This is a genomic window from Pseudomonas sp. SORGH_AS_0211 (assembly GCF_031453455.1).
GTDB classification, from domain to species: domain Bacteria; phylum Pseudomonadota; class Gammaproteobacteria; order Pseudomonadales; family Pseudomonadaceae; genus Chryseomonas; species Chryseomonas aestiva.
The window spans coordinates 531,345-554,421 of sequence record NZ_JAVIZV010000001.1; the positions used below are offsets into that span (position 1 = coordinate 531,345).

Consider the following 23,077-nt stretch of genomic DNA (forward strand, 5'->3'; position numbering starts at 1 on the left):
TCTCCTACCGGCCACCTACCCACCATGTCCCAATTCCTTGCCGTCGGCCTGTTCGAATACGATCCCAGCCGCGCCGAATGGCGCGCGGATGCCGCCTGTGCGGCCATGCTGGGACGGGACGCCGAGGCACTGGCCCAAGGCCTTTCACCCGCCGAGCTGCTCAGCGAGCTGCAGAGTTGCACCGCCCCGCCCGAGGGGCTGCTGCCCGCCGCGGACCAGGTCTGGGAGGCCTGGCGCCAGGGCACCGATGGCCAGTTGCGCTGCCTGCAATTCCAGCGGCGCGAGGCCGGTGGCGTACTGCTCGACGTCACCGCGCAGCGGCGCCATGAAGCCGAACTCTGGCAGGGCGAGGCCTTCAAGCGCAGCGTCATGGTCTGCAGCGTCGACTGCATCAAGCTGATCGATCTGGAAGGGCGTCTGGAATACATGAATCCGGGTGGCCTGGTGGTCATGGAGATCGACGACTTCATTCCCTTCCAGGGCCGTCCCTGGGCCGAACTCTGGCCCGAAGGGCAGCGCCATGAGGTGACCGCCGCCATCGAGGCGGCGCGGCAGGGCGGCATCGGGCGCTTCACCGGGCTGGCGCCCACGGCGAAGGGCACCCGGCGCTGGTGGGACGTGGTGGTCACGCCGATCCTGGGCGATGACGGCCAGCCCCTGAGATTCCTCTCCATTTCCCGCGACGTCAGCGAAGCCGTCCACACCCGCGAAGCCTTGGACGAACTCAATCGCAACCTCGAGGAGCGCATCGAGATACGCAGCCAGGAGCTGATGGCTCTGGAAGAGGAGCTGCGCCAGGCGCAGAAGATGGAGGCCATCGGCCAACTTACCGGCGGCATCGCCCACGACTTCAACAACCTGCTGACCGGTATCGTCGGCTCGCTCGATCTGATGCGTCGTAGGGTGCAGCAGGGGCGCATCCAGGAGCTGGAACGCTACCTGGACACCGCCACTCGCTCGGCCGAGAACGCCGCGGCCCTGACCCAGCGCCTGCTGGCCTTCGCCCGCCGTCAGGTACTCGAACCCCGTCCGGTGGATGCCGGCCAGCTGGTGCAGGGCATGCACGAATTGCTGCGTCACAGCCTGGGCAAGAAGATCCGCAAGGACGTCCAGCTCGACGCCGACCTCTGGCTGCTGCACTGCGATCCGCATCAGCTGGAAAACGCCATCCTCAACCTGGCCATCAACGCCCGCGATGCCATGCCCGAGGGCGGCAACCTGAGCATCCGCGTGGACAATGTCAGCGGACCGCTCAGCATCGGCCTGCCGATCGAGACCGTGGCCGGTGATTTCGTCCGTATCCAGGTCTGCGATACCGGCACTGGCATGGACGCCGATACCCTCAAGCGCGCCTGCGAACCCTTCTTCACCACCAAGCCCAGCGGGCGTGGCACCGGACTCGGGCTGTCGATGATCTATGGCTTCGTCCGCCAATCCGGTGGTCAGGTGGAGATCCATTCGGTGGTGGGCGAGGGCACCTGCATCAGCCTCTATCTGCCGCGGCTGCTGGCTCAGTCCGTGGTGGAGCCCGCTCCCAGCGAAGCCGAAGGCCCGGTCCTGCCGGAGGTCTCCGGTGACTGCGCGCTGATCGTCGAAGAAGAGCGTGAAGTCCGCGTCATCATCGGCGAGGTGCTGGCGGAGCTGGGGTACACGCCCCTGGCGGTCGCCGACAGCGCCACCGCCGTGGCACTCATCGCCTCGGGCAGCCTGCGCATCGATCTGCTGGTGACCAGTCTCGGCCTTTCCGGGCTGGACGGCCGGCAACTGGCCGAGCAGGCGCGGGCCACCAGCCCCGGGCTGCCGGTACTCTATCTGTCCGGTCAGGCGGACCCGGCGTCCCTGCCGGAGCTGGCGGAAGAGGGCGTCGAACTCATCGGCAAACCCTTCGGTCTCGAAGAGCTGGCACGCTGCGTAAGGCGTCTGCGTCCGGGCGGCTGAGCCGGTCGCGGCGAACTGTCGCGGCGCTCCAGGGTCGATCCTTTCGTGTCGCAACGTCCGTTGCGGCTGCTGTCGTGTCGACAAGAAAAGGAGCGCTTCATGAAACGCCTGCCACCTGCGCCGCCCGCGCGGATGCTCGTCCTGTCCCTGTCCATCGCCTTTCTCGCCGCCTGCGCCCATGAGGGCAGCAAGCCGGAAACCCCGACCTGGAGTTGGCGCGACGCCAGCAACGCCCGCGTCGTGCCGCCGGACCAGGCCTATCCCGAGCTGTTCGCCGCCGTGCAGCAGGGCAAGCTGTTCAGCGACCAGAAGCACTTCGTCGATGCCCTGCCCAAGCGCAATCCGGCCGACATCCGCCAGGACTATCTGGCCCAGCGCGACAAGCCGGGCTTCGACCTCAAGGCTTTCGTCAGCGCCAACTTCGAAGAATCCGATCCGATCAAGGTCGCACCGCCCAAGGCGGGGGCTGACCTGCCGACCCACGTCAAGGACCTCTGGCCGGTGCTGACCCGCCATTACGAAGAGGTGCCGGCCTACAGCAGCCTGCTGCCGCTGCCCAAGCCCTATGTGGTGCCGGGTGGACGCTTCCGCGAGGTCTACTACTGGGATTCCTACTTCACCATGCTGGGTCTGGCCAAGGACGGGCGCACCGACCTGGTCCGCGACATGGTGGACAACTTCGCCCATGAGATCGACGTCTACGGCCACATTCCCAACGGCAATCGCAGCTACTACCTGAGTCGCTCGCAGCCGCCGTTCTTCGCCTACATGGTCGATCTGCAGGCCAGCCTGGAAGGCGACTCCGCCTATCGCCGCTACCTGCCGCAACTGCAGAAGGAATACGCCTACTGGATGGCCGGGGCCGAAGGTCTGCAACCGGGCCAGGCCAATGCCCATGTGGTCAGGCTGGCCGACGGCACCCTGCTCAATCGCTACTGGGACGCCCGCGATACCCCGCGCCAGGAGTCCTACCTGGAAGACCTGGCCACCGCCGCCCAGGCCAAGGGTCGACCGGCCGGCGAGGTCTATCGCGACCTGCGCGCCGGGGCCGAGAGTGGCTGGGACTTCTCCTCGCGCTGGCTGGGTGATGGCAAGACCCTGGCGACCATCCGTACCACCGCCATTGCCCCGGTGGACCTGAACAGCCTGCTCTATCACCTGGAACAGACCATCGCCAAGGCCTGCGAGAAGACCGGCGAGGCCAGTTGCGTCCAGGCCTACAGCCAGAAGGCCAAGACCCGCCAGCAGGCCATCGACCGCTACCTGTGGAATCCGGCCGGTTACTACACCGACTTCGACTGGCAGGCCAAGCGCCGTACCGACAAGGTTTCCGCCGCTACCCTGTTCCCGCTGTTCGTGGGCCTCGCCAGCCAGAGCAGTGCTGACCAGACCGCCGCGACCGTGGCCAACCAGCTGCTGCGTCCGGGTGGCATCGCCACCACCACGGTCAAGACCGGCCAGCAGTGGGACGAGCCCAACGGCTGGGCGCCCCTGCAATGGATCGCCGTGGACGGCCTGCGTCGCTACCAGCAGGACAAGCTGGCCGCCGACATCGGCACCCGCTTCCTGACCCAGGTGCAGAACCTCTACGCCCGCGAGCAGAAGCTGGTGGAGAAATACGACCTCACCGGCGGCCAGGGTGGCGGCGGCGGCGAATACGAGCTGCAGGACGGCTTCGGCTGGACCAACGGCGTGACGCTCAAGCTGCTCGAACTCTACAAGTCGCAACCTGGCGCGAAATAAGGCCAAAGAAAAGGTCCGCCATGGCGGACCTTTTTCATACTGCTGAATCCCGTAGGTTGGGCTGAGACAGCTTCATCGTCGAAGCCCAACAATCTGGGAGTTTTGGCTAACCCGTTGGGCTTCGCTGCGCTCAACCCAACCTACGGACCGCTATTTCCATCTCTCCCTTTCGGAGAGGGCTGAGGTAAACCCAACCCCCAATCTAGTTTGATGGCGTACTACAACGTCACAGCGGATCCACCGGTGGCGCATCGTCCTCGTCGGCAGGCAACTCCGCCGGATGCAGCCCCTCCGGATCTTCGTCCTCGGGCAACGGCAGGATGGCGTTCATCAGCTGTACTCCGGATTGCGCGGATTCTTCTGCGGCAGGCGTTCCTCGACTGGCTTGTCATCCGGATCCTCACCTACGGGCTCTTCGGGATCAGGCGCAATGTCCGGGTCGATGTCCAGGTCGTCGGGGTTTTCCTTGATCTGATCGTTCATGCGGCCTCCGCGAGTGGTTGTTAAGCGTTGGGCATAGCCCTCCACGCGAAGTTCGTTACCGGCGATCAGCGATAGCCTCTGGCCTGCAGATCGAACAGCTGGGCATAGCGGCCGCCGCTGGCCAGCAGTTGCTTGTGATTCCCTCGCTCGCGGATCTCGCCGCCTTCCAGCACCAGGATCTGATCGGCATTGCGCACGCTGGAGAAGCGGTGCGAGATCAGCAGGGTCATGCGCTGCTGCGCCTGGGCGCGAAAGCGCTCGAAGATCACCGCCTCGGCGGCGGCGTCCAGCGCGGCGGTAGGTTCGTCCAGCACCAGGATATCGGCGTCTTCGCGCATATAGGCGCGCGACAGGGCGATCTTCTGCCACTGCCCGCCGGACAACTCCTGGCCGCCCATGAACCAGCGTCCGAGCTGGGTCTCGTAGCCCTCGCGCAGACCGGCGATGACCTCGTCGGCCAGGCCCTGCTCGGCCGCCTTGCGCCAGCGCGCCTCATCGTTGAAGGCCATGGTGTCGCCGACACCGAGGTTTTCGCCAGCGGTGAGCTGGTAGCGGATGAAGTCCTGGAAGATGACGCCGATACGCCTGTGCAGGGCGACCGGCTGCCACTCCTGCAGATCGCTGCCATCGAGCAGGATGCGTCCCTGGGTAGGCGCATGCAGCCGGGTCAGTAGCTTGATCAGGGTGGTCTTGCCCGAGCCGTTGGCGCCCACCAGGGCCACGCTCTGGCCCGGCGCCAGGTGAAAGCTGATGTCCTTGAGCGTCGGTGCGGTCGCGCCCGGATAGGTAAAGCCGACCCCGTCGAATCTCAGGCCATCTCCGGGCTGGCTGCCGGCGGTGAGGCTGCCGCCCTCGGCGCTGGTCGGCTGGCCCAGGTAGTCGTAGAGATTGCTCAGGTAGAGGCTGTCTTCGTAGAGTCCGCCAAGGGCCGTCAGGCTGGCGCTGACTGCGGCCTGACCCTGGCGAAACAGGGTGAGATAGAGGGTCATCTGGCCCAGGCTCAGACGGCCGCGCACGGTATCGAGCACCACCCAGGCATAGGCGGCATAGAAGGCGAGGGTGCCCAGCAGGCCAAAGACGAAACCCCAACCGTCACGTCTCAGCGTCAGGCGGCGGTCCTCGGCATAGAGCTTGGTGAAGGTGGTGCGATAGCGCTCCAGCAGCAGCGGCGCCAGGCCGAACAGCTTGACCTCCTTGATGTAGGCCTCGTGGGAAAGCAGGGTCTCCAGGTAGGTCTGGCGGCGCGTCTCGGGCGCACGCCGACTGAACAGGCGAAAGGCATCGCCGGAAAAGCGCGCCTCGGCCAGGAACACCGGCAGGGCGCCCACCACCAGCAGCAGCAGCGCCCAGGGCGAGAAATGCACCAACAGCACGGCGAAGCTGACCAGGGAGATGAGGTTCTGCAACAGGGTCAGGGACTTGGTCACCAGCGCCAGGGGCCGGATGGACGCCTCGCGCCGGGCCCGCACCAGCTTGTCGTAGAAATCCGCGTCTTCGAATTGTGCCAGCGACAGGGTCTGGGCCTTTTCCAGGATCAGCAGATTCACGGTCTGCCCCAGGCGTACCCGCAGCAGCGATTGCTGCACCGACAGCAGCCGCTGGGCCCCCGCCAGGGCGGCCAGCACACCGGCTTCGGCCAGCACGAACTTCAGCACTGGCCACAGCGGCGCCTGGCCCTGCTCGGCATGCAGCCGCATGGCCGCCACTACGGCATCGACGATGCGCTGTCCCAGCCAGGCGGCCAGCGCCGGCAGCAGGCCGGCGACCAGGGTGGCCAGAACCAGGCCGATCATCAGCGCGGGAGAGGTGCTCCAGACCAGGCCGGCAGCGCGGCGCATCTGCTGTTGCACGATAGCGAAGGAGGTCGAGAGGGCCATGGCGGATCTTCGGCGAGGGTCAGCATTAGTCGAGGCGGCGGTCGCCATGTTCCCGAGGCTATGGCAAAAGGCTTACACGCCCTGGTGTTACCTGGCCATGTCGCCGCTCCGGCGGGCTGCGTAATCTACACCTATCAGCGGCGCAGGATGCGCAGCTCTGAGGTCACGGATGAAGACCAGGCCAGGATGGCGCCTGACAGGACGTTGGGATGGTCGCAACAAACAACCCGCTTCGGCGGGTTTTTTGTTGGGCGCGATTCAAGGGCAGCGAGCGATTGTGTTGGGTATGGCAAAAGGCTTACATGCCCTGGTGTCACCTGGCCATGTCGCCAACTCGGGGGGCTGCGTAATCTACACCTATCAGCGGCGCAGGATGCGCAGCTCTGAGGTCACGGATGAAGACCAGGCCAGGATGGCGCCTGACAGGATGTTGGGATGGTCGCAACAAACAACCCGCTTCGGCGGGTTTTTTGTTGGGCGTGATTCAAGGGCAGCGAGCGATTGTGTTGGGTATGGCAAAAGGCTTACATGCCCTGGTGTCACCTGGCCATGTCGCCAACTCGGGGGGCTGCGTAATCTACACCTATCAGCGGCGCAGGATGCGCAGCTCTGAGGTCACGGATGAAGACCAGGCCAGGATGGCGCCTGACAGGATGTTGGGATGGTCGCAACAAAGAACCCGCTTCGGCGGGTTTTTTGTTTTGGGCGTCATGCCAGCCTGGCAGGCGATTAAGGTCCGGGTTCCGCGGCGACGCGGTTGCGACCGGCGCCCTTGGCCGCATAGAGCGCCCGGTCGGCGCCTTCGGTGAGGGTGTAGGCATCCATCCCGGCCCTGTAGGTAGCGATACCAACGCTCAGGGTTACCGCGCGCCGTGACCAAGCATGGTTGGCGACGGCAGCCCGACAACGCTCGGCAACCAGATGGGCAGCGCTGAGATCGGCACCTGACAGCAGGATGGCGAATTCCTCGCCGCCGTAGCGAAAGCAGGCGTCATTGTCGCGACAGCTTTGTAGCAGCAACTGGCTGACCGTCTGCAAGGCGGTATCACCGGCCTGGTGGCCAAAGGCGTCGTTGTAGGCCTTGAAGTGATCGACGTCGATCAGCAGCATGGACAACGGCGTGCCCTGGTCCTCGGCGCGACGCAGATGCTCCGTCAGGCGCAGGTCGAAGGCACGCCTGTTGAACAGGCCGGTCAGGGCATCGGTGACGCTGCGTTGCTCGGCGGCCTGCATCATGTCCAGCAGCTGACGCTGCGAGGCCTCCAGCATGTGCTGTTGCTCGATATGCTCGGTGACGTCCACCGACAGCCCCGCCAGGGCGATGCCCTGCCGGGTGACCAGGGGAAACTTGTAGGACTGCCAGAAGAGGCGTCGGCCGTCCTGAGCCGTCATGCGCTCGACGAGTCGGCTCGGCTTGAGTTCGTTCATCACCTGCTCGTCGACCTGGCGAAAACGTGGCGCCGCCTCTGGCCAGATGGTGAAGTCGTCCTGGCCGAGGACCTCGTCACGGGTCAGTTCCAGCTGCTGCAGAAAGGGCTCGTTGACATAGCGGTAGCGCCAGTCGCGGTCCTTGATGTAGGCGATGAAGGGCCCGTTGTTCATGAAGGCGGAAAAATTGATGTCCAGCTCTTCCAGCTGGCGCAGGGTCTCGCGCTGTTGCAGCAGGATGATGACCTGCCGGGCCAGCCGTTGCAGGTTGTCGACCTGAGCCGGCTCGAAATGCCGGACCCGGTCGTCCATCACGCAGAGGGTGCCAAGGGCGACCCCGTGTCGGTCGAGCAGGGGAATGCCCAGGTAGGCGCGCATCCGCTCCAGCCCGGGTGCCGACCTGAGGTGTGAGACACGCGGGTCCCTCTGCAGATCCTCCACCAGAAAAGGCTGGCGAGGGGTGCGGATCGCCAGGTGGCAGAGCGAGGCGTCGACCGGCACCTCGGCTACCGTCATGCCCTGGCAGGCCTTGAACCAGAGACGTTGCCGATCGGCCAGGGTGATGAAGGCCACCGGCGCCCGGGTCAGTTGGCAGGCCAGGGCGACGATGTCCTCGTAGGCGGCTTCGACACCGCTATCGAGAATCTGCAGCTCGCTCAGGGCGTGGAGACGCTGGGCGTCATCGGGGTGAGTCATGCGGGCTCGCGAAGGCGGGGTCTCTGGCTAGAGCATAGTATCCAGGGCGACAGAGGAAAATTGTAGCCTTGCCGCAGTTCGCCCAGGCACCGGTCGCTACCGGCACCTGGGCATTAGCGGACTAGCGCCGGGGTTGCAGCAGCAGCGCCACCAGGGCGCTCCAGCCGGTCTGGTGGGAGGCCCCGAGTCCGCGGCCGTTTTCGCCGTGGAAATACTCGTGGAACAGCACCAGGTCGCGACTGCGCGGATCGTTCTGCAGTTGCGGATAGTCGACCATGCTCGGGCGTTTGCCGTCGGCGTCCTTGAGGAACAGCCGCGTCAGGCGCTGGCTGAGGCCGTCGGCGACCTCTTCCAGATTGGCCAGGTAGCCGGAGCCGCTGGGGTATTCCACCGAGAAGCTGTCAGCGTAGTAACGGTGGAACTCGTGCAACGACTCGATGAGCATGTAGTTGATCGGCATCCACAGCGGCCCGCGCCAGTTGGAGTTGCCGCCATAGAGCCGCGAATCCGATTCCGCCGGCTGGTAGCGGGCACTGAGCAGATTGCCATCGGCCTGGCGCATCTCGAAGGGCTGCTGTTCATGGGCCTTGGACAGCGAGCGGATGCCGTATTCGGAGAGGAATTCGTTGTCATCCAGCATGCGCTTGAGCAGCAGCTTGGTGCGGTGGCCGCGCAGCAGCGAGAGCAGGAATCTATTGCCCTGGCCGGGTTCGGTCCAGCGCGAGACCAGTCGGGCGAGATCCGGCCGCTGGCGCAGGAAGCCGCGCAGCCGTCCGCCGAGGCCGGGGAGGCCCTCGTGCTCGCGCTGTTCCAGGACCTGCACCGCGAACAGCGGGATGAGGCCGACGATGGACCTCAGGCGCAACGGCTCGGCGCTGCCATCCGGCTTGTGCAGGACGTCGTAGAAGAATTCGTCCTGTTCGTCCCAGAGCCCGTCTTCGCGATCATCGCTGTGGTTGATGGCGCCGGCGATGTGCAGGAAGTGCTCGAAGAATTTCACCCCCAGGTCGACGTACACCGGATTTTCCTTGGCCAGCTCCAGGGCGATGCGCATCAGGTCCAGGGCATAGGCGGCCATCCAGGCGGTGCCGTCGGCCTGGTCCAGGTGATAGCCCTCCGGCAGGGGGGCCGAGCGGTCGAAGAGGGCGATGTTGTCCAGGCCGAGGAAACCGCCCTGGAAGATGTTGCGACCCTCGGTGTCCTTGCGGTTGATCCACCAGGAGAAATTCAGCAGCAGCTTGTGGAAGACGCGTTCGAGAAAGACCCGGTCGCCGACCCCGGTGAGGGACTTTTCCTGCAGGTAGACGTGCCAGGTGGCCCAGGCGTGCACCGGCGGATTGGCGTCCTCGAAATTCCACTCGTAGGCCGGCAGCTGGCCATTGGGGTGCATGAATCTGTCCTTCACCAGCAGCAGCAGCTGCTGCTTGGCGAAACCGGGATCGATCAGGGCGTAGGCCACCGCCTGGAAGGCCAGGTCCCAGGAGGCGTACCAGGGGTACTCCCATTTGTCCGGCATGGACACGATGTCGAAATTGAGCAGGTGGCGCCAGTGGCCGTTGCGGATGCGCTGGCGCTGGGCCGGCGGCGCTGGCTGGGCCGGATCGCCATCGAGCCAGCGATTGACCTCGAAATAATAGAGCTGCTTGGACCAGAGCAGGCCGGCCAGGGCCTGACGCTGCACCAGACGCGCATCGGGATCGGCGATCTTTTCCTGCAGGGCGGCATAGAAGGCATCGGCCTCGGCGATGCGCTCGGCAAAGATCGTATCGACATCCACCGCCAGCGCATTGGTGGGCGCCAGGCGCAGGTAGACCACGGTCTTGGCGCCACCCTCCAATGCCACGGCGAAATGGGCGGCTGCCTTGCTGCCGAAATCGCGGCGGATCGCCTCGCGGGCGCCGCGCACCACGTAGTCGTTGATGCCGTCCTTGAAGGGCCCTTCGGCGGGCTCGCCGGTGAGGCAGGGCAGGTTGGTTTCGTTGTTGCAGAACAGCCACTCGGCCTCGCGCGGGCCCCAGGCGCTGACCACCAGGTCGGGCCGGTCGAAATAGCTGGCGCGAACCTGGTCGCCTTCCAGGCTGAGCATGGAGCGCGGCGGGGTACCGGTCCAGGCCCAGGTGTTGCGAGACCAGATCTGCGGCAGCACCCGCAGGCTGGCGCGCTCGGTCCCGCGATTTTCCACGGTGACCCGCATGAGGATGTCGTCGGGGGTGTGCTTGGCGTATTCGACGGTGACGTCGAAATAGCGATCCTCGGCGAAGACGCCGGTATCGAGGATCTCGTATTCGCGGTCCTCCAGGCCACGCCGGGCGTTTTCCTCGGTGAGCTGGGCATAGGGAAAGGCGGCGTGGGGATACTTGTAGAGCATCTTCTGGTAGGCATGGCTCGGCACCCCGTCCAGGTAGAAGTACAGCTCCTTGACGTCCTCGCCATGGTTGCCCTCGGCGTTGGTCAGGCCGAACAGCCGTTCCTTGAGGAAGGGATCGCGTTCGTTCCACAGGGCGATGCCCAGGCACCATTGCTGAGCCTTGTCGCAGAAACCGGCGAGGCCGTCTTCGCCCCAGCGATAGGCGCGGCTGCGCGCATGGTCATGGGGGAAGTAGCGCCAGGCGTCGCCATCGGCGCTGTAGTCTTCACGGACCGTGGCCCACTGGCGCTCGCTCAGGTAGGGCCCCCACTGCCGCCAGGCGGCAACATCGGTATCAGCCAGGCGCTGGCCTTCTCGGGTATGCAGGATGCCCGGGGCGGGATGTGCCGTCATCGTGTCTCCAGATTCAGGTAACGGTTAAGGCTCGAGGATAGATCACCATTGTGGCGTGCAACGACCTGCCTTGGCGTATCGCTGCAGTTTTTAGTGCCTGTCTGACCGGAAAAAATTCACGCCGTTGCGGTTTTCGTCACAGGGTCTGGGCGGATGCAAAGGCTCTATCTCGGGCAGGCGGCGGACGAAAAAAAGCCCCACGCCGGGTCGGGGTGGGGCCTTCTGGTCATCGCGGAGAGCCCGCCGCTCGCGCAGCGGGCCTGGCAGCGATCTACAGCGCCATGTCGTTGGCGGCCTTTTCGGCGCGCGGGGCGCTGGCGGTGGCCTTGGCGTTCTCGGTGCCGGTGCCGGTGGCGACCGGCGGGGTGGCCAGTTGCAGGACTTCGGCGGTGTAGTTCCACTCCTGCTGAACGCGCGCCGGGTCGCTGTTCAGCTTGGTGCCGTAGCTGGGCACGATCTGGTGCAGCTTGGCTTGCCACTCCGGGGTCGCGACCTTGTCCTTGAACACCTTCTCCAGCACGCTCAGCATGATGGGCGCGGCGGTCGAGGCACCCGGGGAAGCGCCCAGCAGGCCGGCGATGCTGCCGTCCTTGGCCGCGACGATCTCGGTGCCCAGCTTCAGCACGCCACCCTTGTCGGCGTCGCGCTTGATGATCTGCACGCGCTGACCGGCCTGCCACAGGCGCCAGTCTTCCTTCTTGGCGTTGGGGAAGTACTCGCGCAGGGCGGCCATGCGGTCGTCATCCGACAGCATCAGCTGGCCGGCGAGGTATTCCACCAGCGGGTACTCGGCCACGCCCACGCGGACCATCGGCCAGGCGTTGTGGGTGTTGGTGCTGGTCAGCAGGTCCAGGTAGGAACCCTGCTTGAGGAACTTGGTGGAGAAGGTGGCAAAGGGCCCGAACAGGATCACGCGCTTGCCGTCGAGCATGCGGGTGTCCAGGTGCGGTACCGACATCGGCGGTGCGCCCACCGAGGCCTTGCCATAGGCCTTGGCCAGGTGCTGCTGGGCGATCTCGGGATTGTCGGTGACCAGGAAGGAACCCCCCACCGGGAAGCCGGCGTAGTCGTTGGCTTCGGGGATGCCCGACTTCTGCAGCAGGTGCAGCGCACCGCCACCGGCGCCGATGAAGACGAACTTGGCGTCGGTCTCGGTCTTCTTGCCGTCCTTGAAATTCTTGTACTCCACGCGCCAGCTGCCGTCGGCATTGCGGGTGATGTTCTCGACTTCGCTGGACAGGTTCAGCTTGAAGTTCGGCTTGGACTGCAGGTTGGCGGCGAACTGGCGGGTGATCTCGCCGAAGTTGACGTCGGTGCCCAGCGGACTCCAGGTGGCGGCGACCTTCTGCTTGGGATCGCGACCTTCCATCATCAGCGGAACCCATTGCTTGATCTGCGCGGGATCCTCGGAGAACTGCATGCCGGAGAACAGCGGGCTGGCCTTGAGCGCCTCGTAGCGCTTCTTCAGGAAGGCGATGTTCTCGTCACCCCAGACGAAGCTCATGTGCGGGGTGCTGTTGATGAAGCTCTTCGGGTCCTTGAGGACACCGTTCTTGACCTGCCAGGACCAGAATTGACGGGAGATCTGGAAGGCTTCGTTGATCTCGATGGCCTTGGCGATGGTGACCTTGCCGTCCTTGTCTTCCGGGGTGTAGTTCAGCTCGGCCAGGGCGGAGTGGCCGGTACCGGCATTGTTCCAGCCGTTGGAGCTCTCGTCGGCGACCTTGTCCAGGCGCTCGACCATTTCCATGGTCCAGTTCGGCTCCAGCTCGTTCAGCCAGATGCCCAGGGTGGAGCTCATGATGCCGCCGCCGATCAGCAGGACGTCGACCTTCTTGGTGTCTTCGGCCTGTGCGGTGCCCAGGGCGGAGGCGATGGCGACGCCGAGCAGCGCGCCAGTCATTTTCTTCAGCATGTGATCTCTCGTTCGATAGAAGCTGGGTCTGCTTATCGAGTTTCGGTGCGGTGCGGCACCATGGCACATGGGGGGATGTGCAGTGGGCAAGGCAGAATGCAGCCGGAAACACGCAAGGGCAGGTTCTTTTCCCTCCACCGCCCCTCTCTCATGAGTCACCGGAGGAGTCGGAGCAAAAACGCAAGGCGCGGCCTTGGCAGCGGCTGACCGGCGACAGAGGTCCCGGGCGCGGCTGCGTGCGCGTGGCGTAATTGTTGCCGGACATTTTAAAGGGAAGGGGTAGGGCTGCCTAGCCCGTAATTCATTGGCTTTGCCTATTAGCCTTTAGTCTAATCTGCTGTGACGGCGGTTAAAGTCCCGCCAGCTGCCGCTCCAGACGAAGCGGAGCGGCCTGGGCGGCTTTCCGCAAGCCGCCGGCGGCACCGACGAAAGCGGGCAGAAAGCCGCTGGAGGGTCGTCGTTCGCAGGGGCGCGCAGGTAGCGGGACGATAGATCAGGCGAAGCGCCAGGCGAGAAAGCGACTCTGCTTCTGGCCCTGGGCCATGGCTACGACGCGACTTTCAATGACCTGTTCGCGGCGTAGCGCCGCCTGCAACGGCGGCAGATTGCTGGCCTTGGACACCAGGCAGGTGAACCAGCCGACCTGCCTGGCGAAGGCCCGACTCTCGCGGATCATCCGGTCGATAAAGGCTGCCTCGCCCCCGGGGCACCAGAGTTCAGCCGCCTGGCCGCCGAAGTTGAGCAGGGGTACCTGCTTGCCAGTGGTCTTGCCCAGATTCTTCCACTTGCGCCGGCTGCCGCGCACGGCATCGTCGGGGCTGGCGTGGAAGGGCGGGTTGCACAGGGTGGCGGCGTAGCGCTCACCGGGCTGCAGGATGCCGGCGAAGATGGCCTGGGGATCCGGCTGGCGGCGCAACTCGATGGCGGCGGCGCAATCCGCATTGGCCGCCAGGGTACGTCCGAAGGCGGCCAGCGCCGCCGGGGCGATGTCGCTGCCAACGAAATGCCAGCCATACTCCTTGAAGCCAATCAGCGGATAGACGCCATTGGCGCCCGTACCCACGTCCAGCAAGAGCGTCGTCGCGCCACGGGGAATCCGGCCGCCATTGCCCTCGGCCAGCAGGTCGGCCAGGTGATGCAGGTAATCCGCCCGGCCAGGAATCGGTGGGCAAAGGAAATCAGCGGGGATGTCCCACTCGCGCACGCCATGGTGCAGTGCCAGTAGCGCGCGATTGAGTGCGCGGACGGCCTGGGGATCGGTGAAGTCGATGGACAGATTGCCCCGCGGCGTCGGCGCCACGAACGGCCTGAGCGCCGGGCTCATGCGCATCAGGGCGGGAAAGTCGTAGCTGCCCTGGTGGCGATTGCGTGGATGCAGGGGCGCGGGGCGGCCAGGGAGGGGGCGGCGGGGCAAGGTCATGAAGGCAGGCAGGGTGGAAAAGGGGCGGCGAGCCTAGCACAGCCGCCCTTTTAGAGCCTGTTCTAAGTCTCGCGAGCTAGGTACAAACAAGGCGAAAATGCCTAAGGAAGCGAAGTTTACAGTCGGTAAATGAGCATTCCGAAGGCATTTTCAACGCCGTTTGCCCGACGCGCAGCAGACCTTAAACAGGCTATACGGCTCACGCGGGCGTTGGGGCGTCTTCCGGCAGCACGCCGATCTCGCGCAGGTTGCGCCAGAAGTCGGCGGGGATAGGCGCCCGCAGCAGTTCGGCGTTCTGCCGGGCCCGCTCCGGCGTGCTGCTGCCGGGAATGGTGGCGGCCACCGTGGGATGGGCCAGGCAGAACTGCAGGGCCGCGGCGCGGATGTCCACCCCGTGATCCTGGCAGACGCCCTCGATCAGCTCGACCTTGCGGCGCAGTGCCGGCTCGGCTTCGGCGTAGTTGTAATGCTTGCCACCCGCCAGCAGGCCGGAGTTGTAGGGCCCACCCACCACGATGCCCACGCCGCGGCGTGCACATTCCGGGAAGAGCGTGTCCAGGGCTTCGCGATGATCCAGCAGGGAATAGCGACCGGCCAGCAGGAAGGCATCGGGATCGCTCTGCTCCAGCGCCAGGTGGCAGGGTTCCACCAGGTTGACGCCCAGGCCCCAGCCCAGGATCAGCCCTTCCTCGCGCATCTCGGTGAGGGCCTTGGCCGCACCCTGCATGGCCTGGGCGAAGTAGTCACGCCAGGCCGGGCCGTGCTGGTCCTCGGACAGATCGTGGATCCAGACCAGATCGAGGCGGTCGGTCTTGAGGCGTTCCAGACTGGCCTCGATGGAGCGGCGGGCGCCGTCGGCGGAATAGTCGAGCACCCGCTTGAAGGGCAATTCGTTGACGAACGGCGGCGCATTTTCCGGCTGATCGGCCGGTTCCAGCAGGCGGCCGACCTTGCTGCAGAGGACGAAATCGTCGCGCGGCTTGTCGGCCAGCACCTCGGCGAAACGCCGCTCCGACAGCCCGGCGCCATAGTGGGGCGAGGTGTCATAGAGGCGGATGCCCGCGTCCCAGGCGGCTTCGAGAGTCGCCCGGGCGTCGGCGTCGCCTACCTCGCGGAACATGTTGCCCAGCGGGGCGCCGCCAAAGCCGAGGGAGGGGATGTCGATACGCATGGGAAGTCTCCAGGGGGGGGCGTGTCTGCATCCCGACCGCTGTCCCCGAACTCCTGTTCCCCTAGTCCGCCGGACGTAGCAGGGCTACCTCGGCGCGGGTGAGCGGGCGATAGGCACCCTCGGCCAGGGCGGAATCCAGCGCCAGCTCGCCGATGCGGTCGCGATGCAGGGCGACAACCTCGATGCCGAAGCGGCCGAACATGCGCTTGACCTGGTGATAGCGGCCTTCGACCAGGGTCAGGAAGGCGTTGTGGTCATCCAGTGGCTCCAGTCGTGCGGGTTGGGTGACCAGGTCCTCATAAGCGAAGTAGAGTCCCTCGGCGAAGGTGGCCACCAGCTGCGGCGGAATAGCCTCGGCGGTGGTGACCCGGTAGCGCTTGGTCTGCTTGTGACGCGGATGACTGAGGCCGCGCGACCACTGGCCATCGTTGGTGAGCAGCAGCAGGCCGGTGGTGTTGAAGTCCAGCCGCCCGGCCAGGTGCAGATCGGCGCGCTGATCCGGCGCGAGGCAGTCCAGCACCGTGGCATGGCGGGCATCGACGGTGGCGCTCACGCAGCCGCGCGGCTTGTGCAGCATCAGGTAGCGGCCGCCGGGACCGTCCTGCAGCAGGCGCTCGTCGGCCTCGATGCGATCGAAGGCGAACACCTCCTGCTCGGCCCGCCGGGTGGTGGTGCCATTGACCCTTACCCGACCCTCGGCGAGCAGACGCCGCCCCAGTTGGCGGCCCAGCTCGGGTCGGTTGCCCAGCCAGCGGTCCAGGCGCATCAGCGAGATTCGCCGGCGGTGCCCGCCGCGCAGGCCGGGCAGAGGCAGCGTCGATCACGCTCTTCCGCGGGCAGGCGGTCCAGTACGGCGGGATCGATCGGCGTCTGCAGGCACCAGCAGTCGAGGAGTTCGCCACCGGCGGCCAGGACGCAGCTGTTGGCCTGGCCGCACAGCGGGCAGCGGGTGGGATCGAAGGGTGTGGGCGATGCGGCCATGGTGATCTCGTCGGGCGAAGCGGGCGGCAGAGTACCGGGAATTGCGACCTGGGTAACGTCCGCTACGCTGGGGGTCTGCGTACTGTCGCATCCGGGGTGCAAGCTGCATCCTAGCTCCGATCGTCGGACCACCCGAGGAACCCATGACAATAACTGCTCTGCGCACCCTGATCCGTACCCTCATTCCCGGCACCCTGCTGGTCAGCCAGCTGGCCCTGGCCACCGAAGCCGATATCGGCCAGACCCTGGCCCGGCAGGCCGGCATTCCCTGGCCGGCGGTGATCGCCCATCGCGGCGCCTCCTTCGATGCCCCCGAATCCACCGCGCCGGCCTATCTGGTGGCGCGGGAACTGGGCGCCGACTACCTGGAGCTCGACCTGCAGCGCACCAGGGACGGCCAGCTCATCGCCCTGCACGACGACACCCTGGAACGGACCACCGACGTCGCCAAGCGCTTCCCCGACCGCGCCAAGGCCCCGGTCAGCCAGTTCACCCTGGCCGAACTCAAGTCGCTGGACGCCGGCAGCTGGTTCAACCAGGCCCATCCCGACCGCGCCCGGCCGAAATTCGCCGGACTCAGAATCCTTACCCTCGACGAGGTCATCGACATCGCCGAAGGCGGTCGCAACAAGCCGGGTCTCTACATCGAGACCAAGCAACCCAAGCTGTTTCCGGGCATCGAGCGCGACCTCAAGGCCAAGCTGACCCAGCGCGGCTGGCTCGGTAAGCCCAAACCGGGCGCCACCGGCGTCGCCGCCATGCCCGGGCGGGTGATCCTGCAGACCTTCGAGAAGAGCAGCCTGGAGCTGTTGCAGAAGGAGATGCCGAAGACGCCGAAGATCCTGCTGCTGTGGCTGGGCGACGACTACATCCCGGCCAAGCCCGGGCCGAGCTACGCCGAGTCGGGCGAGGCCAGCAAGGCGGCCTACTACGCCAAGCAGCAGGTGCGCTCCGAAGGCGATTTCACCGCCTGGATCGAGTGGGCCAAGGCCCATGGCGCCATCGGCATCGGCCCCTCGGCGGCCCTGGAGGAGGGTGGCGACCAGAGCTATGCGGACCTGGTGAAGCCCTGGATGAACGACGTCGCCCACGAGCGGGGTCTGCTGGTGCATGCCTATACGGTGGACTCGGCGGTGGACTACGCGCGTCTCGCGCCGCGTGGCGTGGATGGCTTCTTCAGCAATCGCGCCGCCGAATTGCTGAAGTTCTATGAGCGTCCGGCCAAGCAGGCGCCCGCGGCCCTGCTCAAGCAGCTGGGTTATTGAGTCCAGGCGGGGAGGCCTGCCGGTCTCCCCGTCGCCAACGGAGGCCTCCTCATGTCCCGCCATGCCTTCAACGGTGCCAAGCTGGCGCTGCTCTGCGCTGAGCAGATCCTGGTCTATCAGCGCGACGACAAGCCCGACATCCCCTGGCCGGCCCTCTGGGACCTGCCCGGCGGTGGTCGCGAAGACGGCGAGACGCCCGAGCGCTGCGCCCTGCGCGAGCTGGAGGAAGAATTCGGCCTGGTGCTGGACGAGGCGCGGCTGACCTGGGGACGTTGCTATCCGCCGCGCCAACCCGGCTATCTCCCAAGCTGGCTGTTCGCCGGGCAGTTGCATCCTGGCGAGATCGCCGCCATCCGCTTCGGTGACGAAGGCCAGCACTGGCAGCTGATGGGCATCGCCGACTTTCTCGCCCATCCCCAGGGCGTGCCCCATCTGCAGGCGCGGCTGCAGGACTACCTGGGCGAGCGGGAGGAGAGCCGACCGGCGTCTCTTAATCCCGGCTGAATGAACGCGCGATAACCGGGCGCGGCGCCTGGCCAGGGCTTAAGCTTTCTCCAGGCCCATCCGGGCCGTTCTGGAGATCTCCCCCATGCGCCATTTCCTCTTGGCGTCGCTCTGTGCCCTGACCTTTACCGGCTGCACCGTCTACGACACGTCCCCGCGCTATTACAGCCGTCCGGCACCGCCCGCGGCGGTCTTCTACGGCACGCCGGCCTATCCGCCGCCCGCGGTCATCGTGCGGCCCTATGGCTATGGCTACTACTATCGGCCGGCGCCGCCACCACCGCCTCACTGGGGTCCGGGTCCCGGTTGGGGACCGCCGGGCTGGGGGCCGCGTCCGGGTTATGGTCCGCCCGGCTGGGGCCCGCGCTACGGTCCGCGCTGGTAGCGGGTTTGACAGGGGCAGCCGGCTTTTCTAGGGTGCTGCCCTTGTCTTGACCAGGAAGCCTCGAATCGTGGACGACGATCGCATCAAGCTCGACCCCCAATGGAAAGCCGCGCTGCGCGACGAATTCGAGCAGCCCTACATGCGCCAGCTGAGCGAATTCCTCAGGCGCGAGAAGGCGGCGGGCAAAGTCATCTATCCGCCCGGTCCGCTGATCTTCAACGCCCTCAATACCACCCCTCTGGATCAGGTCAGGGTGGTCATCCTCGGCCAGGATCCCTATCACGGTCCGGGCCAGGCCCACGGGCTGAGCTTCTCGGTGCAGCCTGGGGTGCCGGCGCCACCGTCACTGCAAAACATCTTCAAGGAGCTCAAGCGCGATCTGAACCTGCCCATTCCCAACCACGGCTACCTGCAGCACTGGGCGGAGCAGGGCGTGCTGCTACTCAATACCTCGCTGACCGTGGAACAGGCCAACGCCGGTTCCCACGCCAAGGCCGGCTGGCAGAGATTCACCGATCGCATCATCGAGGTGGTCAGCGCCGAGCGGGAGAATCTGGTGTTCCTGCTCTGGGGCAGCCATGCCCAGAGCAAGCAGACGCTCATCGATCCCCAGAAGCACCTGATCCTCAAGTCGGCGCATCCCTCGCCGCTGTCGGCCCACCGCGGCTTCATCGGCAACGGCCACTTCGGCCGCACCAACGAATTCCTGCGCAACGCCGGCCTCACCCCCATCGACTGGGCGCTGCCGCCGCTGGCGTAGGAGGAGCCCTGGTCCTCAGCTGAAATAGACGCCTGGTTGTCTAGGAAGTGAGTGCGGCAGGCGGATTGTTCACCCAACTAGCACGCCACCCCGCGGCCTTTCGGCCCTCAGCGCACCGGCTGCAGCGGCAACTCCACTTCGCCACCACCGCTCAGATCCACGGTCACCGGCTCCTGGGTCAGGTACAGCGGGCGACCGCCGAGCAGGATGCGGCCGCTGAGCAGGTAGCGCTCGCCGCTCTTGACCTTGGCCGGGGCGTAGTCGAGGCGGAAGGGTACCTGGCCGGGCTGCTTGACGAACAGGGTGCGCTGGGCCAGGCGACCGGCAGGGGTGTCGCCGGCACTGGCGCTGTAGAGGCTGACGGTGAGCTTGGCGGTGGGCGGCACCGGCTCGTTGGCGGTAAAGGTGGCCTGGCCGCTGAGGCTGGTCATGCTCGGCTGGGCCGGCACGCCAGGAGTGGTGGTCTGCGGCTGCTCGGCGGGCGGCAGCGGCTGGCCGGCGGGCGGCGGTGGCGTCGCGGGGCCGGGGCGCAGCCCGCTACAGGCGCTGAGCAGCAGCGAGGTGGCGAGCAGGGTGGCGATTCTCTTCATGGGTAGATCCTGGGACTGAAATCGACTGCTGTGACCCATGGACGCCAGCTTAGTTGCCGGCGACCGCAGGGGATTCGGGATCCGGCAGGTCGGGCGCATCGGGGCGGTCCAGCGCCACCTGACGGATCGACAGGCGGATCTCCGCCGGCAGCACCCGCTTGCCGGCGCCTTCGGCCAGTTCGCCCAGCAATTCGTGATGGCCCAGGGTGCCATCGTCGGCCTTGCGCAGCACACCCTCGGCCAGCAGCGTCTGGATGAAGTGGCGGAACAGCGACTTGTCGAAGAATTCCGGCGCATTGAGGCCATGCAGCACCGACAGCCGCTGGGCCATCACGGTGCAGAGTTCTTCCAGCTGCGGCGCGGTCAGGCTGTTCTGGCCGTGGTTGAGGATCAGCGCGGTGGTCATGTAGTAGCGCTGCAGGGTCTGCAGGATGGCCCGCGCCAGCAGGGTGAGGCGGACGAATTGCCGCGAGCTGGGCGCCGCACGCACGAAGACGTCGTCCTCGATACGCAGCAGGCCGCGCTCCACCATGGCTTCCAGCCAGCCGTCCAGCACCAGGGGCAGCTCCTCGCGCTCCCAGTGGATGAACAATTCGGCCTGCAGATAGGGATAGAGCGCCAGGGCGAATCTATGGATCAGCTCGCGGGTCATGCGCCCGGTGTTCTGGAAGAAGCTGGCGATCAGCGCCGGGATGGCGAAGAGGTGCAGGACGTTGTTGCGATAGTAGGTCATCAGCACCGCGTTCTGCTCGTCCAGGTAGAGGATGCGCCCCAGGGCGTCCTGCTGCTCGGAGAGGAAACCCAGGGCGCGCACCTCTTCGATGATCGCCTGGCCGTCGCCCTCGGGCAGGGTGACGCTGGTGGAGTAGGGCACCCGCTTCAGCAGATCCAGATAGAGGTCGATGGCGCGTACCAGGGCGCCTTCGTCGAGGGCCTGACGATGGGTCGAGAGCAGCGCCAGGGCCACCAGGTTGACCGGGGTGACGGCCGCCGCGGCATTGATGCGGCGTACCACCCGCTCGCCCAGTTCGTGGGTGACCGAATTGAACCAGACGGGCTTCAGGTCTTCGTCGAGGGGTTCGTCGCGCCAGCCCGGGCGGCGGGCATCGAGGAAGCCCTGCAGCGGGATGGGCTCGCCGAAGTTGACCCAGACCCGACCGAAGCGCTGGCGCAGGGCGCCAAAGACCTTGACCAGGTCGAAGATGGATTCCTTCTTCTTGGCCGCGCCGCGCAACTCGCCCAGGTAGGTGCGCCCCTCGAAGACCTTCTCGTAGCCGATGTACACCGGTACGAAGACGATAGGGCGCCGCGAATCGCGGAGGAAGCTGCGCAAGGTCATGGCCAGCATGCCGGTGCGCGGCTGCAGGGTCCGTCCGGTGCGCGAGCGACCGCCCTCGACGAAGTACTCGGTGGAGAAGCCGCGGCTGAACAGGCTGTGCAGGTATTCGTTGAACACCGCCGCATAGAGGGCGTTGCCCTTGAAGCTGCGCCTCATGAAGAAGGCCCCGCCGCGGCGCAGGATATTGCCCACCACCGGCATGTCCAGGTTGATGCCGGCGGCGATGTGCGGCGGGGTCAGGCCGTTCTGGAACAGCAGGTACGACAGCAGCAGGTAGTCGATGTGGCTGCGGTGGCAGGGGACGTAGACCACCGTATGACCGGGCGCCATCTCCTGGATCCGCTCGATGTGGCTGACCGTGACGCCGTCGTAGATGCTGTTCCAGAACCAGCGCAGGCCGACGTCCAGGCAGCGCACCACCGGATAGGAGAAGTCCGAGGCGATCTCGCGCGCATAGTGCGCCGCCTCGTCTTCGATGCGCCCGGGGGTAGCCTTGCGCTGGGCGATCTCGTGGGCGATGGTCGCCCGCACCTGGGGCGCGCGGAGCAGGCCGCGCAGCAGGGTACGGCGGTGCGACAGGTCCGGGCCGATCACCGCCTGGCGTACGTTGCGGAAGTGGATGCGCAGCCGCCGCATCACCAGGCGCTCCAGGCGTTGCGGGTCGGGACGCTGGCTGGCCAGTTCGCCCAGCGACAGCGGCTTGGAGAATTGCACCCGGGTCAGCCGGCCCAGCACCAGGATGCGCGCCAGCTTGCGCAGCCGTCCGGTCACCACCCAGTTGTCCGCCCAGAGCAGTTTCCAGGGACTGGTCTCGCGATCCGGCGACTGACCCCAGAAGACGCTGACCGGTACCAGCTGGACGTCTTCCAGCTGCTGCTCGGTCACCGTGGCCACCACCCGGCGCAGGGTAGGAGGTACCGAGCGCCGGGCGGGGCGCCCGCGCCAATTCGCCTTGCCGGTGGCGTTGAAGTAGGCCAGCGGTTCGGTCTTGCTCCCCAGCACCAGCGGGCGTAGCGGTCGCGGCAGGCCGGCCTTGCGGCATTCCCGGTCGAGCACCGCCAGATCGCTCAACGAGGCCTCGGGCAGGACATAGAGCACCGGCTTGGCGGGATCGATGCGGCTGAGCAGGCTGGCCGCCTGGGTGGTCTCGGAGCGGACCCAGAGATAGAGCAGACGCTTGAGCAGCGAGAAGGCCAGCAGGCGCAGCGGCGAACGGGTCATGGAGGGCTACCGGATTGACGAGGCGGCAGTGTGCCGGATGGCCTGGCGGGCGTAAAACCGCCCGTGTCGTTCTCTCTTCGACCCGGCAGTCGGCGGCTTGTCCCCGCTGTCGAAAAAATGCCGCTCAAATCGTCGAAAACCCGGCGTTGGCGCGGCTTCCAGCCGTGATGGCACTTTGCGTAAAGAACGTTGCTTTTGCCAGGGAAGCCATGCTTTATAAGACGTCGGCAGCTTCCTGCCGCTGGTCGGACCGCGACGCCAACCCGGCAACCGGTTCGATGCTCGATCTGTACCGATACAACAAGGCAACCCGAGCGCCCAGCTTGTGGCGAGCGGGGATAGGAAATCCAGAAAGCTTCGGAGAGATGTGATGGGTGAGCAACGCGAAACCGGGACCGTCAAGTGGTTCAATGACGCCAAGGGATATGGATTCATCCAACGCGAGGGCGGTGCCGACGTGTTCGTTCACTACCGCGCTATCCGCGGCGAAGGTCATCGTTCCCTGAACGAAGGCCAGCAGGTGGAATTTTCGGTGATCGAGGGCCAGAAGGGCCTCCAGGCCGAAGACGTCGCCCAGGTCTAGATCCGTGGCGCGAGGAG

The 23,077-nt window shown here is 66.1% G+C and carries 18 protein-coding genes; 7 read left to right on the forward strand and 11 right to left on the reverse strand.

Features of this window, described 5'->3' with window-relative positions:
• The first annotated feature begins 24 nt into the window (after positions 1-24).
• A complete protein-coding gene (locus QE393_RS02455) occupies positions 25-1,938 on the forward strand; it encodes an ATP-binding protein (protein ID WP_310041942.1) in 1,914 nt (637 codons plus the stop codon).
• Positions 1,939-2,037: 99 nt separating this feature from the next.
• On the forward strand, positions 2,038-3,681 hold the full coding sequence (gene treA, locus QE393_RS02460; RefSeq protein ID WP_310041943.1) for an alpha,alpha-trehalase TreA: 1,644 nt from the start codon (positions 2,038-2,040) through the stop codon (positions 3,679-3,681).
• Between the two features lie 330 nt (positions 3,682-4,011).
• Here treA and QE393_RS02465 read toward each other — a convergent pair whose 3' ends face one another.
• The 9 genes from QE393_RS02465 to QE393_RS02505 form a co-directional block, all read right to left on the reverse strand.
• Positions 4,012-4,164, reverse strand: a complete 153-nt coding sequence (locus QE393_RS02465) for a hypothetical protein (RefSeq protein ID WP_007162537.1) — start codon at positions 4,162-4,164, stop codon at positions 4,012-4,014.
• Between the two features lie 65 nt (positions 4,165-4,229).
• Complete coding sequence (locus tag QE393_RS02470) at positions 4,230-6,041, reverse strand: ABC transporter ATP-binding protein (protein WP_310041945.1); 1,812 nt, start codon at positions 6,039-6,041, stop codon at positions 4,230-4,232.
• A 729-nt stretch (positions 6,042-6,770) separates the two neighbouring features.
• Positions 6,771-8,165, reverse strand: coding sequence for a diguanylate cyclase (locus tag QE393_RS02475; protein ID WP_310041946.1), 1,395 nt, complete (start codon positions 8,163-8,165; stop codon positions 6,771-6,773).
• 121 nt (positions 8,166-8,286) lie between these two features.
• Complete coding sequence (locus QE393_RS02480) at positions 8,287-10,926, reverse strand: MGH1-like glycoside hydrolase domain-containing protein (RefSeq protein ID WP_310041947.1); 2,640 nt, start codon at positions 10,924-10,926, stop codon at positions 8,287-8,289.
• A gap of 271 nt (positions 10,927-11,197) precedes the next feature.
• Entirely contained in the window at positions 11,198-12,841 is a 1,644-nt protein-coding gene (gene mqo, locus QE393_RS02485) for a malate dehydrogenase (quinone) (protein ID WP_310041948.1), read from the reverse strand.
• A gap of 493 nt (positions 12,842-13,334) precedes the next feature.
• A complete protein-coding gene (gene rlmF, locus QE393_RS02490) occupies positions 13,335-14,255 on the reverse strand; it encodes a 23S rRNA (adenine(1618)-N(6))-methyltransferase RlmF (RefSeq protein WP_405046273.1) in 921 nt (306 codons plus the stop codon).
• A gap of 205 nt (positions 14,256-14,460) precedes the next feature.
• On the reverse strand, positions 14,461-15,432 hold the full coding sequence (locus QE393_RS02495) for an aldo/keto reductase (RefSeq protein ID WP_310041952.1): 972 nt from the start codon (positions 15,430-15,432) through the stop codon (positions 14,461-14,463).
• 61 nt (positions 15,433-15,493) lie between these two features.
• Positions 15,494-16,198: a pseudouridine synthase gene (locus tag QE393_RS02500; protein WP_310041955.1), complete on the reverse strand. Its 705-nt coding sequence runs from the start codon at positions 16,196-16,198 to the stop codon at positions 15,494-15,496.
• Positions 16,198-16,413, reverse strand: coding sequence for a cysteine-rich CWC family protein (locus QE393_RS02505; RefSeq protein ID WP_310041956.1), 216 nt, complete (start codon positions 16,411-16,413; stop codon positions 16,198-16,200). Before QE393_RS02505 ends, QE393_RS02500 begins: the two co-directional genes overlap by 1 nt.
• A gap of 143 nt (positions 16,414-16,556) precedes the next feature.
• Here QE393_RS02505 and QE393_RS02510 point away from each other — a divergent pair, with 143 nt between their 5' ends.
• From QE393_RS02510 to ung, 4 genes are all read left to right on the forward strand, one after another.
• On the forward strand, positions 16,557-17,678 hold the full coding sequence (locus tag QE393_RS02510) for a glycerophosphodiester phosphodiesterase (RefSeq protein WP_310041957.1): 1,122 nt from the start codon (positions 16,557-16,559) through the stop codon (positions 17,676-17,678).
• A gap of 51 nt (positions 17,679-17,729) precedes the next feature.
• Positions 17,730-18,182: an NUDIX hydrolase gene (locus tag QE393_RS02515; RefSeq protein ID WP_310041959.1), complete on the forward strand. Its 453-nt coding sequence runs from the start codon at positions 17,730-17,732 to the stop codon at positions 18,180-18,182.
• 85 nt (positions 18,183-18,267) lie between these two features.
• Positions 18,268-18,567 carry a hypothetical protein gene (locus tag QE393_RS02520; RefSeq protein ID WP_007163043.1) on the forward strand — a complete coding sequence of 100 codons (300 nt, stop codon included), beginning with the start codon at positions 18,268-18,270 and terminating at the stop codon, positions 18,565-18,567.
• A gap of 64 nt (positions 18,568-18,631) precedes the next feature.
• A complete protein-coding gene (gene ung / locus QE393_RS02525; protein WP_145153341.1) occupies positions 18,632-19,327 on the forward strand; it encodes a uracil-DNA glycosylase in 696 nt (231 codons plus the stop codon).
• 107 nt (positions 19,328-19,434) lie between these two features.
• Here ung and QE393_RS02530 read toward each other — a convergent pair whose 3' ends face one another.
• Together QE393_RS02530 and plsB are read right to left on the reverse strand one after the other, a co-directional pair.
• Positions 19,435-19,917, reverse strand: a complete 483-nt coding sequence (locus tag QE393_RS02530; protein WP_310041962.1) for a YbaY family lipoprotein — start codon at positions 19,915-19,917, stop codon at positions 19,435-19,437.
• 49 nt (positions 19,918-19,966) lie between these two features.
• On the reverse strand, positions 19,967-22,477 hold the full coding sequence (gene plsB / locus QE393_RS02535) for a glycerol-3-phosphate 1-O-acyltransferase PlsB (RefSeq protein ID WP_310041964.1): 2,511 nt from the start codon (positions 22,475-22,477) through the stop codon (positions 19,967-19,969).
• A 370-nt stretch (positions 22,478-22,847) separates the two neighbouring features.
• On the opposite strand from plsB, the gene QE393_RS02540 reads away from it, so the two are divergent.
• Positions 22,848-23,060 carry a cold-shock protein gene (locus QE393_RS02540; RefSeq protein WP_133862934.1) on the forward strand — a complete coding sequence of 71 codons (213 nt, stop codon included), beginning with the start codon at positions 22,848-22,850 and terminating at the stop codon, positions 23,058-23,060.
• Positions 23,061-23,077 lie beyond the last annotated feature (17 nt).